This window comes from Salinicola corii (genome assembly GCF_008298015.1).
GTDB lineage: Bacteria > Pseudomonadota > Gammaproteobacteria > Pseudomonadales > Halomonadaceae > Salinicola > Salinicola corii.
The window spans coordinates 317,609-331,587 of sequence record NZ_VTPX01000004.1; the positions used below are offsets into that span (position 1 = coordinate 317,609).

The 13,979-nt window shown below is 64.4% G+C and carries 11 protein-coding genes; 7 read left to right on the top strand and 4 right to left on the bottom strand.

What is annotated here, in order from left to right:
• Window positions 1-7: 7 nt before the first annotated feature.
• Window positions 8-895 (bottom strand): oxygenase MpaB family protein, encoded by an 888-nt coding sequence (locus F0A16_RS09890; protein WP_149435219.1) that lies wholly within the window; start codon window positions 893-895, stop codon window positions 8-10.
• 15 nt (window positions 896-910) lie between these two features.
• Window positions 911-2,017: an Lnb N-terminal periplasmic domain-containing protein gene (locus F0A16_RS09895; protein WP_239023779.1), complete on the bottom strand. Its 1,107-nt coding sequence runs from the start codon at window positions 2,015-2,017 to the stop codon at window positions 911-913.
• Between the two features lie 175 nt (window positions 2,018-2,192).
• Between F0A16_RS09895 and yccS the strand changes: the two genes are divergently transcribed.
• The 6 genes from yccS (at window position 2,193) to F0A16_RS09925 (ending at window position 9,665) form a co-directional block, all read left to right on the top strand.
• Window positions 2,193-4,451, top strand: coding sequence for a YccS family putative transporter (yccS, locus tag F0A16_RS09900; protein WP_239023780.1), 2,259 nt, complete (start codon window positions 2,193-2,195; stop codon window positions 4,449-4,451).
• A gap of 322 nt (window positions 4,452-4,773) precedes the next feature.
• Window positions 4,774-5,586 carry a DeoR/GlpR family DNA-binding transcription regulator gene (locus tag F0A16_RS09905; protein ID WP_149435220.1) on the top strand — a complete coding sequence of 271 codons (813 nt, stop codon included), beginning with the start codon at window positions 4,774-4,776 and terminating at the stop codon, window positions 5,584-5,586.
• Window positions 5,577-6,824, top strand: a complete 1,248-nt coding sequence (otnK, locus tag F0A16_RS09910) for a 3-oxo-tetronate kinase (RefSeq protein ID WP_149435221.1) — start codon at window positions 5,577-5,579, stop codon at window positions 6,822-6,824. The genes F0A16_RS09905 and otnK overlap by 10 nt, the downstream gene beginning before the upstream one ends.
• The gene (gene otnC / locus F0A16_RS09915) at window positions 6,821-7,465 is read left to right on the top strand and encodes a 3-oxo-tetronate 4-phosphate decarboxylase (RefSeq protein WP_149435222.1); all 645 of its coding nucleotides are present in this window, start codon (window positions 6,821-6,823) and stop codon (window positions 7,463-7,465) included. Before otnK ends, otnC begins: the two co-directional genes overlap by 4 nt.
• 73 nt (window positions 7,466-7,538) lie before the next feature.
• A complete protein-coding gene (locus F0A16_RS09920) occupies window positions 7,539-8,468 on the top strand; it encodes a 3-hydroxyacyl-CoA dehydrogenase (protein WP_149435223.1) in 930 nt (309 codons plus the stop codon).
• Window positions 8,469-8,627: 159 nt separating this feature from the next.
• A complete protein-coding gene (locus F0A16_RS09925; RefSeq protein WP_149435224.1) occupies window positions 8,628-9,665 on the top strand; it encodes a 2-keto-3-deoxygluconate permease in 1,038 nt (345 codons plus the stop codon).
• A gap of 142 nt (window positions 9,666-9,807) precedes the next feature.
• On the opposite strand, the gene recG is transcribed toward F0A16_RS09925, so the two are convergent.
• Both recG and F0A16_RS09935 read right to left on the bottom strand, forming a co-directional pair.
• Window positions 9,808-11,886: an ATP-dependent DNA helicase RecG gene (recG, locus tag F0A16_RS09930; protein ID WP_149435225.1), complete on the bottom strand. Its 2,079-nt coding sequence runs from the start codon at window positions 11,884-11,886 to the stop codon at window positions 9,808-9,810.
• A complete protein-coding gene (locus F0A16_RS09935) occupies window positions 11,883-12,803 on the bottom strand; it encodes a hydrogen peroxide-inducible genes activator (RefSeq protein WP_149435226.1) in 921 nt (306 codons plus the stop codon). Before F0A16_RS09935 ends, recG begins: the two co-directional genes overlap by 4 nt.
• A gap of 136 nt (window positions 12,804-12,939) precedes the next feature.
• On the opposite strand from F0A16_RS09935, the gene F0A16_RS09940 reads away from it, so the two are divergent.
• Complete coding sequence (locus tag F0A16_RS09940; RefSeq protein ID WP_149435227.1) at window positions 12,940-13,818, top strand: NAD(P)H-binding protein; 879 nt, start codon at window positions 12,940-12,942, stop codon at window positions 13,816-13,818.
• Window positions 13,819-13,979: the final 161 nt, after the last annotated feature.

The window sequence follows — 13,979 nt, forward strand, 5'->3', positions numbered from 1 at the left end:
CGGCTCTTTACCGCCGCTGAGCCTGCTCCCGGACCTGCATCCGCTCCAGGGCCCGTCGATAGGAGCCGTTGCGTACCGCCCAGCGCATCACCGGGGCGATGGCGAGGATGCCGCCGCGAACGGCGCGGCGCTCGAGCGTCGACATCTCGAGGCTAAGCAGTGTCGCCGCCCAGGGCGGCAGCAGGTCGATGCCGGCGCGCATGAACAGCACTCCGGCGGGTCGGGTGATCGGGCTGGGCGGCAATGCGTGCAGCAGCACGTCGATTACGTCGCGGGTCCGTGTGTCGCAGACAAGGTGGCGTCGCTGGTGTTCCAGGTAGGCGTCTATCGCCGCGCGCGATCGCGGAACTTGGCGCGCGCCCAGCGCTTCGGAGACGCGGGCGGTCTCATCGAAGTAGCGATCCTGATCGGCGAGGCTGAGCCGGGGATTGCGATAGCGCATGTGGGCGGCCAGGAAGCGGCTCATCTCGGCTACGTGGACCCATACCAGCAGGTCGGGATCGTTGGCGGCATAGGGCGTACCGTCGGCAGCGTGACCGCTGACGCCGTCGTGGACCCGGCGCACCCGCTCGAGGATGCGCTCGGCGTCATCGCGGGAGCCGAAGGTGGTGACGGCGATGAACTGGCTGGTACGGCGCAGCCGGCCGATCATGTCCTGGCGGAAGTTGGAGTGATCCCAGATGCCGGCCAGCGCCAGCGGGTGCAACATCTGCAGCAGCAGCGCGCTGACGCCGCCGCACATCATCGGCGTGAACTCGCCGTGGACTTTCCACGCCACGGTATCCGGCCCGAACAGGCCGGGATCGCCCTTGGGCTGGGTGTAGTCGACCCCGCCCAGCGTGCGGCCGGTCAGATGGTGGATGCGATTTTCGATGGCGTCGCGCAGGGAGGTCATGGCATTGAGTCCAGCTCAGGGCGATGACGCGTGAAGGATCTCGCCATCGGCGGCGGGGACGCCGTCGCGGATGGCGCGGGAAAAGGCCTCGCTCCCCGCAGTGTACGGGATCTGCCGGGCGCGCGGATTGATATGGCCCCGTTCGCGCAGGAATTCGAGCGGATGGCTCGTGTCCAGCCCACCGATATCGTAGACGTACTCCGGCAGGTAGCCGGAAAGAATCAGCCGGATATCCCTGGGAAGACCGGAGACGATCCTGTCGACCATGTCGAACACGATGGTGGTGCAGTTGCTGGTCAGGGTGTTGTAGAACTCGGGCGCCCGGCGCAAGCGGCTGGCCTCTTCCAGGTAGGCCAGAAACAGCTCGCGCCGCGCTTCCGGCGATAGCCCGACCCGGTAGAGATAGACCTCCTCGCCTCTGACGTTGCTGCGAAGGCGCAGGATATCGTTCTCGTCCGCGGCGATCAGGTTGAGCTCGAACTGCTTGAAGAAGCCGCCGCTGATCGAGAACGCCTCGTTGCGCTCACGCCGGATCTCCACCGAAAACGTCAGATGCCGGCCGTCGGTAAAGCCGAAGCTGACCAGGGTGTGGGCGATCGCCGGGCCCATCCAGTAGGAGACGATCATGTCCACCGAGTCGAGCCGCGACAGATCGTACTCGCGGGTCTCCCAGCGGGGGATCGCGGTGGCGGGCGTCTGCCACTCGAAGTCGCGCACGTTGTGAAGCGTGACCCGGTCGCCGTCACGTTCGACCGAGAGCTGGCGTGCCACGTCCGGCGCCCAGTCGCGATCGTTGCGGGGTTCGAGACTCTGCCACCAGCTAACCAGGACGACCAGTGTCAGCGTGAACATCAGCCGGATCGCCAGGGCCACACGCGCTCTGCGCGATTGGCGAGGCGAACCTCGACGGACCTGCCAGGGCGCTATCAACGCCGCCGCGCCGATCAGCACCCATACGGCAATGACGACAACGACGAGCGGGCGCGGCCCCGGCAGCTCGAAATGCAGCGCCAGCGCGCCCCAGCCGATCACGCCCAGCATCACCACGCCACGCAGCAGCTGACCCACGAACCCCAGCGCTCGTATCACGCCGGTGCGATGCGAATTCCTGGTCGATCCCACACCTTGCCTCTGCTGTCCGGTAAATCCCGATCATGCCCAACTCCGGGATGGGGATAAAGCGGGAAGGCGTTGCGGCCGATAGAGAAAACGACGTTATACTAAAGTCTAATGACGGGCGGTTTCTCTGGCCGTCCCGGGCTTCGACGGCTGTTACCGTCATCATCGGCGCGCTATCGTGACGCCACGACCCCATTGCGGAGAGACCGAGATTTCCGATTCGTTTTCCCACTCCCTGCGCCAGCTGTGGACGCTCGACAAGTTCGCCTACAGTTTTCGTGTGTTCCTGGCGTTCAGCGGCGCCATCGCGCTGAGCTGGTCTCAGGACCAGATCGCGCTAGCCATTCCGCTGTTTCTCGGCATCATCGCCAGCGCGCTCTCCGAGACCGACGACAACTGGGAAGGCCGCGTCCGCGCCCTGCTGGTCACGCTGATCTGCTTTCTGGTCGCTTCGAGCTCGGTGGAACTGCTGTTTCCGTGGCCGTGGCTGTTTGCGCCCGGCCTGGCGCTGTCGGCGTTTATCTTCATCATGCTTGGTGCCATCGAGCAACGTTATGCCACCATCGCCTCGGCGACGCTGATCCTCTCGGTCTACTCGATGATCAACATCGAGCAGCACGGTGGCACCACCGATGGCGATTTCTGGCATCAGCCGCTGCTGCTGGTCGGTGGCGCGGCCTGGTACGGCGCGATCTCGGTCATCTGGTGCGCGCTGTTCTCGCGCCAGCCGGTCAAGCAGAGCATGGCGCAGCTTTATCGGGAACTGGGAGAATATCTGATCATCAAGGCGACCCTGTTCGAACCGCTGCGCGGGGTCGACGTGGAGAGCCGACGAGTGGCGCTGGCGCGGCAGAATGGCCGCGTGGTGACCGCGCTCAACCAGGCCAAGGAGATGATCTTCCGACGCCTTGAAGGCCAGCGCGGCAGCCGCAAGCTCAACCGCTATCTGCGGCTCTATTTCATCGCCCAGGATATCCACGAACGGGTCAGCGCCTCGCACTATCCCTATTCCGCACTCTCGGAAGCCTTTTTTCATCACGACGTGTTGTTTCGCTGCCAGCGGCTGCTCGATCAGCAGGGTCGCGCCTGCAAACGTCTGGCCAAGGCGCTGTTGCTGCGTCAGCCGTTCGAGCACGGTCAGAGCGAGCAGGCGCTGGAGGATCTGCGGGCCTCGATCGTCTACCTGCGCGCCCAGCGCAATCCGGCATGGACCCCGCTGCTGCGCTCGCTGCAGGCGCTGGGCCGCAATCTGGCGACACTGGAGGACCAGCTCTCCAGCGCCCACAACCCGGACGCGGTCGCCGACCAGAAGGACGCCAGTCTGTTCAATCGTTCGCCGCGCAGCTTCAAGGACGCCTGGGAGCGCATCCGGCTCAACCTGACGCCGGGTTCGCCGACCTTCCGCCACGCGTTGCGGCTGTCGACCGCGCTGCTGGTAGGGTACGGCGTGCTGCACCTGGTTCACCCGACGCAGGGGTACTGGATCCTGCTGACCACGCTGTTCGTGTGTCGGCCCAACTTCGGGGCGACGCGGCGTTTCCTGCGCCAGCGCATCGTCGGCACGGTGCTGGGTCTGGTGGTGGGCTGGGCCCTGATCAGCCTGTTCCCCGACCCGCTGCTCCAGTCGCTGATCGCGGTGGTCGCCGGGGTCACTTTCTTCGCCAACCGGGAAAAGCATTACATCATCGCCACCGCGGCCATCACCACGCTGGTGCTGAGCAGCTTCAATCAGGTCGGTGATGGCTTCGATCTGATCCTGCCGCGGCTGATCGATACGCTGATCGGCGCCTTCATTTCGGGACTGGCGGTGTTCTTCATCCTGCCGGACTGGCAGGGACGACGACTGCACAAGGTCGCCGCCACCGCACTCACCAACAGCACGCTCTACCTGCGCGAGATCATCCATCAATACGAAGCCGGCAAGCAGGACGACCTCGCCTACCGACTGGCCCGGCGCAATGCCCACAACGCCGATGCCGCGCTCTCGACGGTGCTCTCCAACATGCTGCAGGAGCCCGGGCACTACCGGAAGAAGGACGCCGACGAGGGTTTCCGGTTCCTGGTCGTCTCCCACACGCTGCTGGGGTATCTCTCCGCGCTGGGGGCGCACCGGGGCACGCTGACGCCGAGCGACGCGGATATCGAGATCCATGCCGCCGCCCGCCGTATCGCCGATGGCTTCGATGCGATCGCCGCGAGTCTGGCCGCTCGTCGGCCGATCCCCGAGCTCCACGACGAGCAGAGTGCGCTGATGGCGATCTTCGAGCAGGAGCCCGCCACCGCCCAGGACGATGCCGATGACGAACGGCGTGTGATCCAGACCCAACTGCTGCACATCAGCCGCCAACTGGTGCCGATGAGCGAGGCGGCGGGGCGGTTGGTCGCACGTCCGGTGGAAACGCCGGGCGAGCGGCAGCAGGCGGCGCAATCATACTGAAGAGCGACAACCGGCGGGTCGATAGTCACATGTCTCACAACCCTTTGTGGCTAAACACTTCTGCTTTCAGCCACTCGCCGGGATCAAGGTCAGCAGGTGCCATGAACGCCCCCCCCCCCTTTTTTTTTAACAAAAATTACCAAAAATTTGTTAAAAAGTCAGTGGTTTAACTAATTTCCGGGCCATATCTCATACTAAAAGATAATGCTGCGGTCTTTGACTTCAAGAATTTCGCTGCCGAAGATGAACCCATGGTAATTAACGTTAATTTTTAACGTTAATTACCATAAAGGTTTTATCTGCTAGAAGGTGAAATTAGCTCGTGATACCCACTCAAAGACGCGACTATCTGCTGGAATTGCTTGATCGGCGGACCGTGCTGACCATCAACGAGTTGACCGAATTGCTCGGGGTGTCTCATATGACGGTGCGCCGCGATATCGCCCAGCTCGAACAGGAGGGTCGGGTGCTATCGGTCTCCGGTGGCGTTCGGCTGGCTGCGCGGTTTCGGCATGAGCCTGCCTGGCAGGAGAAGGCTTCTGCCAATATCGGTCATAAGGAAGCGATTGCCCGGCGAGCGGCCGCCATGATTCACGATGGCATGTCGATCTATCTTGATGCCGGCACTACTACCTTCGCCATGGCGTGTCTGCTCACCGAGCACAACGCTCTTTCGGTAGTCACCAACAACTTTCACATCTCGGCACTGCTGGCGCAGTATCCTCATATTGACCTCTTTCATACCGGCGGACGCGTTAATCACGAGAACTATTCAGCGGTCGGTCCGTCGGTGGTGGAATTTCTGCGCCAGGTCAACGTCGATATTGCCTTTCTCAGCAGCAGCTCCTGGCATCTCGAACGCGGCGTGACCACGCCGAATGAGTCGAAGATCCTGATCAAGCAACAGCTATTGCAGATTGCTTCCAAGAGTGTGCTGGTGGCCGACAGTTCCAAGTACGGCCGTTTCGGCATGTTCCGTGCCTGTGCGTTGGAGGATGTCGACTTGATCGTCACCGACGACGGCCTGGCCGCTTTCGATCGCGAAGCAATCATCGAGCGCGACATCGCACTCGAAACGGTGCCGATTACCGCCTCAGAGATGGCCGATGAGCCGAAGGAGGTTCCATGGCTCTGATCGGATGTATTGCCGACGATTTTACCGGCGGCACGGACCTGGCCAATAACCTGGTCAAAAGCGGCTTTCGTACCGTCCAGACCATCGGCGTACCGGATACAGCACCTGAGGACGTCGACGCCATCGTGGTGGCGCTGAAGTCACGCAGCATTCCGGCAGCCGACGCGGTACGCCAATCGCTTGAAGCGCTGACATGGCTACAGACGCAGGGCTGCGAGAAGTTTTACTTCAAGTACTGCTCGACCTTCGATTCGACCGCGAAGGGCAACATCGGACCCGTGGCCGAGGCGCTAATGGCCGCGCTGGGCTGCGACGCTACTCTGTTCTGTCCCGCCTTCCCGGCCACCGGTCGCACCGTCTATCACGGCTATCTGTTTGTCGGCGATGTGCTGCTCAACGAAAGCGGCATGGAGCATCACCCGCTCAATCCGATGACGGATGCCAGCCTCGCCCGCTGGCTCGATGCCCAGACCCGTGGCCGGGTCGGCGTGCTGGGCGCTGATGTGATCAAACGCGGCGAGCAGGCTACCCGCCGACAGCTCGCGGCGCTGCGTGACGCGGGGCATACGCTGATCGTCACCGATACCCTGCGCGATGCCCATCTGACCACCATCGCGTTGGCCAGCCGCGACATGCCGCTGGTGACCGGCGGCTCCGGACTGGCGCTGGGACTGGGCGCGCTGTATTCGGCGCCGACCAGCGAGGTCGCCGCCCTGCCCGAGGCCGGCGGCGGCGCGCTGATCCTCGCCGGAAGCGCCTCGAATCGCACCCGCGAGCAGATCGAACATGCCCGTCAGCACATGCCCATCCGGGCGCTCGACCCGGAAGCGCTGCACCGGGACTTCAGCGCCACGCTCGATGCGATCGAGCAGTGGGCAGTGCCCCGGCTCGGCAGCCCCCTGCTGATCCACAGTGACACCCGTCCGGAAATCGTGCGAAAGGCGCAGCAGAGCCTGGGCGTCGAAGCCTCCGGAGCGCTGGTCGAACGCGCGCTGGCCGAACTCGCCACCCGACTGGTCGAACACGACATCGGTCGGCTGATCGTCGCCGGCGGCGAAACCTCAGGGGCCATCGTACGCGCGCTGGGCATTGGCAGCCAGCGTATCGGCCCCGAAATCGACCCCGGCGTGCCCTGGACGTGGACCGAGTCCGACTTCGGGCCGCTGCATATGGCGCTCAAATCCGGCAATTTCGGCGCCCCCGACATGTTTACCCGTGCCTGGGAGATCATCGAATGAACGAACACACCCTGCGCCAGCGTCTGGTCACGCTCGGCAAGCGGCTCTATGACCGCGGCCTCAGCCCCGGCACCAGCGGCAACCTCAGCGTGCGGCTGGAAGACGGCTGGCTGACCACGCCGACCAACTCCTGCATGGGCGAGCTCAACGCCGACGAGATTTCAAAACTCGACTGGGAGGGCAACGTCATTTCGGGCAGCAAGCCCAGCAAGGAGTACTTCTTTCACCTCGCCTACTACAAGAACCGTCCCCAGGCGCAGGCGATCGTCCATCTGCACTCCACCTATTCGAGTGCGGTGTCCTGCCTGAAGAATTTGGATGACAAAAGCATCCTGCCACCGATCACGCCGTATTTCGTGATGCGCATCGGTCAGCTGCCGCTGGTGCCCTATCGCCGTCCGGGCGATGCGCGCCTCGGCGACGACGTCGCCCGGCTGGCGCCGCACTACAGCTCGCTGATGCTGGCCAACCATGGCCCGATCGTCACCGGCAGGGACTTCGACTCGACCGTCAGCGCCGCCGAGGAACTCGAAGAGACCGCCCGACTGTTTCTGCTGTTGCACGGCCACGAGTATCGCGTGCTGGACGACGCCGCGATCGACGAGCTGCGCGAGCACTTCGGCGTGCAGTGGGAAAGCTGAATACCCGATACCCCATTGATCGGCCGGATCGCCGGTCGCGGCGCCTGCGGCGCCACCATTGAAGGAGTTAGAGATGAGTCATGTTGCCATTATCGGTGCCGGCCTGGTCGGTCGCGGCTGGTCGGTCGTCTTTGCCCGCGGCGGCTACGACGTGGTGCTGTTTGATACCGTGGCCGACGTGTTACCCCGCGCCCGGGAGCTAATCGGCCAGACGCTCAAGGATCTCGCCGCCAACGCGCTGCTCGATGAAGCGCCGGAGACCATCCTCGCCCGGGTCAGTACCAGCAGCGATCTGGCTCAGGCGCTGGACGGCGCGATCTATGTCCAGGAGAACGTGCCCGAAACGGTCGAGGTCAAACGTGCGGTGTTCACCCAGCTCGATGAGCTCGCCGCGCCCGAGTCCATTCTCGCCAGTTCGACTTCTGGGATTACCGCCTCCAGCTTCACCGAGACGCTTGCTCATCGTGAACGCTGCCTGGTCTCGCACCCCGTCAATCCGCCGTCGCTGATCCCGCTGGTAGAGCTGATTCCCGCGCCCTGGACCAGCGATGAGGTGGTGCAGCGCACCCGCGCGCTGATGGACGAGGTCGGCCAGTCGCCGATCGTGCTCAACAAGGAGGTGGCCGGATTTGCCGTCAACCGTCTGCAGGGCGCCCTGCTCAACGAGGCCTTTGCGCTGATCGAGGATGGCGTGATTAGCGTCGAGGATCTCGATCGCGTGGTCAGTGACGGTCTCGGCGCCCGCTGGTTCTTCATGGGACCGATCGAAACCATCGATCTCAACGCGCCGGGAGGCGTACGCGACTATCTCGGACGTTACGGCCTCATGTACAAGCAAGTCGCCGAGGACACCCGTCCGCGCGGCTACAGCGAGGCCCTGATCGACCAACTGGAACACGCGCGCCAGCAGATCCTGCCTATCGATCAGCGCGATGCGCGCATGGCCTGGCGCGACCGTTATCTGGTCGGTCTGGCCGCGCACAAGAAGCAGCGCAGCTCCTGATACGGCGGTCGGCGCCTGATTGTCCGGTGCCGGCCACCCGAATACCCGACCGAAGTTCAGCATGTTCCGAGTGAATACCCCTGGGACATGGGGCCGGTATGCCCGGAACTCTGGTCTTCCCTCAATCGTCAGCATCACCAACAACCCACGAGACAGCCCATGAATATTCTCGGTGCGATTGAAAAGGTCCCCGGCGGCATCATGGTCATCCCGCTGCTGATGGGCGCGACCGTCAATACCTTCTTTCCCGGTCTGCTCGAGATCGGTGGCTTTACCCAGGCCCTGTTCAAGGAGGGCGCGCTGCCGGTCATCGGCGCCTTCCTGTTCTGCATGGGCGCGCAGATCCCGATCCGCGCCACCGGTCCGATCGCGGAGAAGGGCTTTGCTATCTTGATCGGCAAGCTGCTGGCCGGCGTGCTGATCGCGCTGATCGCCGCGTTTCTGATGCCATCGGGCACGCTGCTGGCGCTGACCCCGCTGGCGATCGTCGCCGCCATGACCAACTCCAACAGCGGCCTCTACGTGGCCTTGACCGAGCAGTTCGGCAACACCACCGACAAGGGCGCGGTATCGGTCATTGCCCTCAATGACGGACCCTTCCTGACCCTGCTGGTACTGGGTGCAGCGGGGCTGGCGTCGATTCCCGTGCTGACCTTCATTGGCGTGGTGACACCGATTGTGCTGGGCTTCATCCTCGGCAATCTCGATGATAACCTGCGCCGCTTCCTCGCCCCCGGCCAGCGCATTCTGATCCCGTTCTTTGCCTTTCCGCTGGGTGCCGGTATCGATTTCAGCACCCTGCTGAAGGCGGGTCTGCCCGGCATCCTGCTGGGGCTGCTGACACTGGTGGTCTCTGGCGGTGGCGCCATGCTGCTGCTCAGCCTAGTGCATCGCGTCCGCCGACGGCCGCTGCACAGGCGCAACCTCATCTCCGGCGCCTGTGAATCCTCCACCGCCGGTGCCGCCGTGGCCACGCCTGCGGTGGTTGCCGCCGCCGACCCGGCCTACCGGGCCATCGAGGCCGCCGCTACCGCTCAGGTGGCCGGCTCGGTGGTCACCACCGCGTTTCTCACCCCGGTGCTGGCGCTGCTGATCTATCGCTGGCAGATGAAACGGGGCATCGATCCGCAGCGGGAGTTTGAAGAGGACCACTCGAAGGGAAAGTCAACTGACGCTGAACCAATCACCGATGCTTGAACCCGATGTGTATGGGGGCACCGCTAATGTGCGCTGTTTCTCTATCCGCGCTGATTGATCGCTCAACATCGACCGGATACACGAAGGGGAACAGGGGCTCGTCGCAGGGCGGTAGAGTTGGGTTGATTCGCTGGCCGAAACTTCACACCTGCCCGTAGCGCCCGGCTTCGTCGCCCAGCCAGCGGCGGATCAGCGGCGTCGCGGCGTCGGAGGCTTCTTCCAGCAGCGCCTGGGCCAGGGCGGTGACGGTATCGAGCAGGTCGCGATCGCGCTCCAGATCGGCGATCTTCATCTGCGCCAGGCCGGTCTGGCGGGTGCCTAGCACTTCACCGGGGCCACGCAGTTCGAGATCCTTCTCCGCGACCTTGAAGCCGTCGGTGGTGTCGCGCAGGATGCCGAGTCGCTGGCGGGAGTGGTTCGATAGCGGCGGGTGATAGAGCAGCACGCAGTAGCTGTCGACGCTGCCGCGACCGACCCGGCCGCGTAGCTGATGCAACTGGGAGAGCCCCAGCCGCTCCGGGTTCTCGATGATCATCAGGCTGGCGTTGGGCACGTCGACGCCGACCTCGATCACCGTGGTGGCGACCAGCAGGTCCAGCTCGCCGCGCTTGAAGGCATCCATCACCTCGACCTTTTCCTGCGCCTTCATGCGACCGTGGACCAGCCCGACGTTGAGCTCCGGCAGCGCTTCTACCAGCGTATCGCGGGTCACTTCCGCCGCCTGGCAGGTCAGCGCTTCCGACTCCTCGATCAGGGTGCAGACCCAGTAGGCTTGGCGGCCCTCGGCGCAGGCGTTGCGGATACGCTGGATCACTTCCGGGCGACGCTCGTCGGGGACGGCAACGGTGTGCACCGGGGTGCGGCCCGGCGGCAGTTCGTCGATCACCGAGAGATCGAGATCGGCGTAGGCGCTCATCGCCAGGGTGCGCGGGATCGGCGTCGCGGTCATGATCAGCTGGTGCGGCGTCAGGCCACCGGATTCGCCTTTCTGGCGCAGCGCCAGGCGCTGGTGAACGCCGAAGCGATGCTGCTCGTCGATCACCGCCAGCCCCAGCCGATGGAAAGTCACGTCGTCCTGGAACAGCGCATGCGTCCCCACGGCGACCTGCACGCGACCGTCGGCGATGGCCGCCTTGGTGTCCAGACGTGCCTTGCCCTTTAGCTTGCCGGCCAGCCAGCCGACCTCGATCCCCAGCGGTTCGAGCCAGGCACGGAACTGGCGAAAGTGCTGCTCGGCGAGGATCTCGGTGGGGGCCATCACTGCCGCCTGGCAGCCGCCGGCAATGGCGTTCAGCACCGCCATGGCGGCGACCACGGTCTTGCCCGAGCCGACATCGCCCTGCACCAGCCGCAGCATCGGTACCTCCCGCTCCAGGTCGCGTCCGATCTCCTCCAGCACGCGGCGCTGCGCCTGGGTCAGCGAGAACGGCAGCTGGGTCAGAAAACGCGCCTGCAGATTGCTGGCGGCCGCGAGCCGGGGGGCGCCATCGGCCTGAATCCGCAGGCGGACCTGGCGCAGGCTCAACTGATGCGCCAGCAGCTCTTCCAGGGCTAGTCGTCGCTGGGCGGGGTGACGGCCGTCGGCCAGACGCTCCTGCGGGGCGTCTGGCGGCGGCTCGTGGAGATAGCGCAGCGATTCGATCAGCCCCGGCAGCCGAAAGCGCCCGCGCAGCGGTTCGGGAATCCACTCCGGCAGGCTCTCGGGGGCTGCCGCCAGTCGCTTCAGCGCCTGCTGGATCAGGGCGCGCAGGCGCGGTTGTGCCAGACCCTCGGTGGTGGGATAGATCGGCGTCAGGTGTTCGTCCACCGGCGTGGCGTCGGACTGGATCAGGCGATATTCCGGATGATAGATCTCGAGCCCGGTGCTGCCGGCGCGGGCCTCGCCGAAGCAGCGCACCTGCACGCCCTTGACGAACTGCTGCTGCTGGGCCGGCGAGAAGTGGAAGAAGCGCAGGCTGAGAATGCCGGAGCCATCCTTGAGCCGGACCAGCAGGCTGCGGCGACGGCCGCGAACGACCTCGGCGGCGCTCACCTCGCCCTCCACCACCGCCTCGGTGCCGGCGCGCAGGGTGCCGATGGGGGTGATCCGCGTTCGGTCCTGGTAGCGCAGCGGCAGATGGAACAGCAGGTCGGCGACCTGCTCGATGCCCAGCCTGGCCAGTTTTCCGGCCAGGGCCTCGCCGACGCCGGAGAGGTCGGTGACGGGTTCGTCGAGGCTCATGCGGCCTCGACGTCGCTGCCCTGGATTTTATCGATCGCCTGGATCAGGGCATCGATCGCCTTGGGTCGCGGGAAGCTGGCACGCCACGCCAGTGCGACGCTGCGCGTCGGGACGTCGCCCTTGAAGGGTCGGCTTTCCAGCAGCCCGCCCTCGTAATGACTGGTACCGATCGCCAATTTGGGCAGCACCGTGATGCCCAGCCCGGAGGCGACCATGTGGCGAATGGTCTCCAGCGAGCCGCCCTCGGCAATCAGGGTGTTCGAGGGATTGTTGAGCTGCGCGCTGATCGCCGGGCACGCCTCCAGAATCTGGTCGCGGAAACAGTGGCCCTCGCCGAGCAGCAGCAGGCGTTCGGTGAGCAGGTCCTCCTTGTCGATCGCCGCCTTCTCCGTCCACGGATGGCCGGCCGGCAGCAGCACCTCGAACGGCTCCTCGTAGAGCGTCTTGGTGACCACGTCGGGCTCGTTGAAGGGTAGCGCCACGAAGATCGCATCGAGCTCGCCGTTGCGCAGCTTGCGCCGCAGCACGCCGGTGAAACTCTCCTCGATATAGAGCGGCATCTGCGGCGCGATGCGCGACAGCGCCGGGATCAGGTGCGGGAACAGGTAAGGGCCGATGGTATAGATGGCGCCGATTCGCAGCGGGCTGATCAACTGGTCCTTGCCCTCGGTGGCCATCTCCCGGATCAATGTCGCCTGCTCCAGCACGCGGTGCGCCTGCTCGACGATCCGCTCTCCCAGCGGCGTGACCTGAACGGTGGATTTGGAGCGTTCGAACAGGGCGATGCCGAGTTCGTCCTCGAGTTTCTTGACGGCCACCGACAGCGTCGGCTGAGAGACGAAGCAGCGTTCGGCGGCGCGGCCGAAATGGCGCTCCTGGGCCAAGGTTACGATGTAGCGGAGTTCTGTTAGAGTCATTGGCTGGGACCGAAAGGCTCCCTGTCAGCGCGATTTGGCAAGTGAACAGCGGTACGCAATTCTCGTGGTCACGCTCGTGCGTGCGCGTCCTCAGGGACGAATCATCAAGGACGTTTTACCAAGAGGCTAGGGAAAGGTGAAGAAAACAACGCTAATTCTCGGCTGTGGCGATATTGGCACTCAGCTCGGGAAGCAGTTGATCGACACCGGTCATCGCGTGATCGGCGCGCGGCGCAATGTCGGGGCGCTGGACGGAACCGGTATCGAGGCGGTGGCGCTGGACGTCACCGACGAAGCGGCGCTGGCGGCGCTGCCGGATGCCGACATCATCGTCTACGCCGTCACGGCGGATCGATTCGAGGCGTCGGCCTACGAGACAGCGTATCCGACGGGCCTGAAAGCGGTTCTCGAAACCTTCGGGGCCCGTGAGAACAAACCTGAGCGGGTACTGTTCGTCTCCTCGACCAGCGTCTATGCCCAGCAGGGCGGTGAAGAGGTCGACGAAACCTCGGAAACCGATCCGCACGGTTTCTCCGGCACGCTGATGCGCGAGGCCGAGCAGGCACTGCTAGCACATGATCTGCCAGGCACGGCGGTGCGTTTCTCGGGCATCTACGGCCCAGGGCGAGATCGCCTGATTCGTCAGGTGAGTGAGGGCCGGATCGCGGCCTCCAACCCGCCGATGTATTCCAACCGCATTCATCGCGACGACTGCGCCGGCGTGATCGCCCACCTGATCCAGCTGACGCTGGACGGCAACACGCTGGAGCCAGTCTATCTCGCCAGCGACTGCGATTCGGCGCCGCTGCACGAAGTGATGGCCTGGATCGCCAAGCGGCTCAAGGTCGAGACGCCGGACGTCATCCAGTCTCCGCTGCGGCGTCGCTCGAGCAAGCGCTGCAACAACCGGCTGCTGCTCGAATCCGGCTACACGTTTCGTTATCCCACCTTCCGCGAAGGTTACGAGGACGTGCTCCAGCAGGGCGGCTTTCTGTCGGCCAAGGAAAAAGCCTGACGATCATTCGCGATCCGGCATGACGCTTTGGCGACAATTTCGTGTCCACTCGATGACACGATTTCTCAACCCGCTGAAATATTTGATAAAGCGCCTTCGGGCGCTTTTTTGGTTGCCCGCGCTGCCGCCCGACCTGTCATCGTTTCTTAATTGTCTAGATA

Coding starts and splice junctions, on each gene's coding strand:
- F0A16_RS09890 (WP_149435219.1), bottom strand. CDS start 895: ATGACCTCCCTGCGCGACGCCATCGAAAATCGCATCCACCATCTGACC.
- otnK (WP_149435221.1), top strand. CDS start 5,577: ATGGCTCTGATCGGATGTATTGCCGACGATTTTACCGGCGGCACGGAC.
- otnC (WP_149435222.1), top strand. CDS start 6,821: ATGAACGAACACACCCTGCGCCAGCGTCTGGTCACGCTCGGCAAGCGG.
- F0A16_RS09920 (WP_149435223.1), top strand. CDS start 7,539: ATGAGTCATGTTGCCATTATCGGTGCCGGCCTGGTCGGTCGCGGCTGG.
- F0A16_RS09925 (WP_149435224.1), top strand. CDS start 8,628: ATGAATATTCTCGGTGCGATTGAAAAGGTCCCCGGCGGCATCATGGTC.
- recG (WP_149435225.1), bottom strand. CDS start 11,886: ATGAGCCTCGACGAACCCGTCACCGACCTCTCCGGCGTCGGCGAGGCC.
- F0A16_RS09935 (WP_149435226.1), bottom strand. CDS start 12,803: ATGACTCTAACAGAACTCCGCTACATCGTAACCTTGGCCCAGGAGCGC.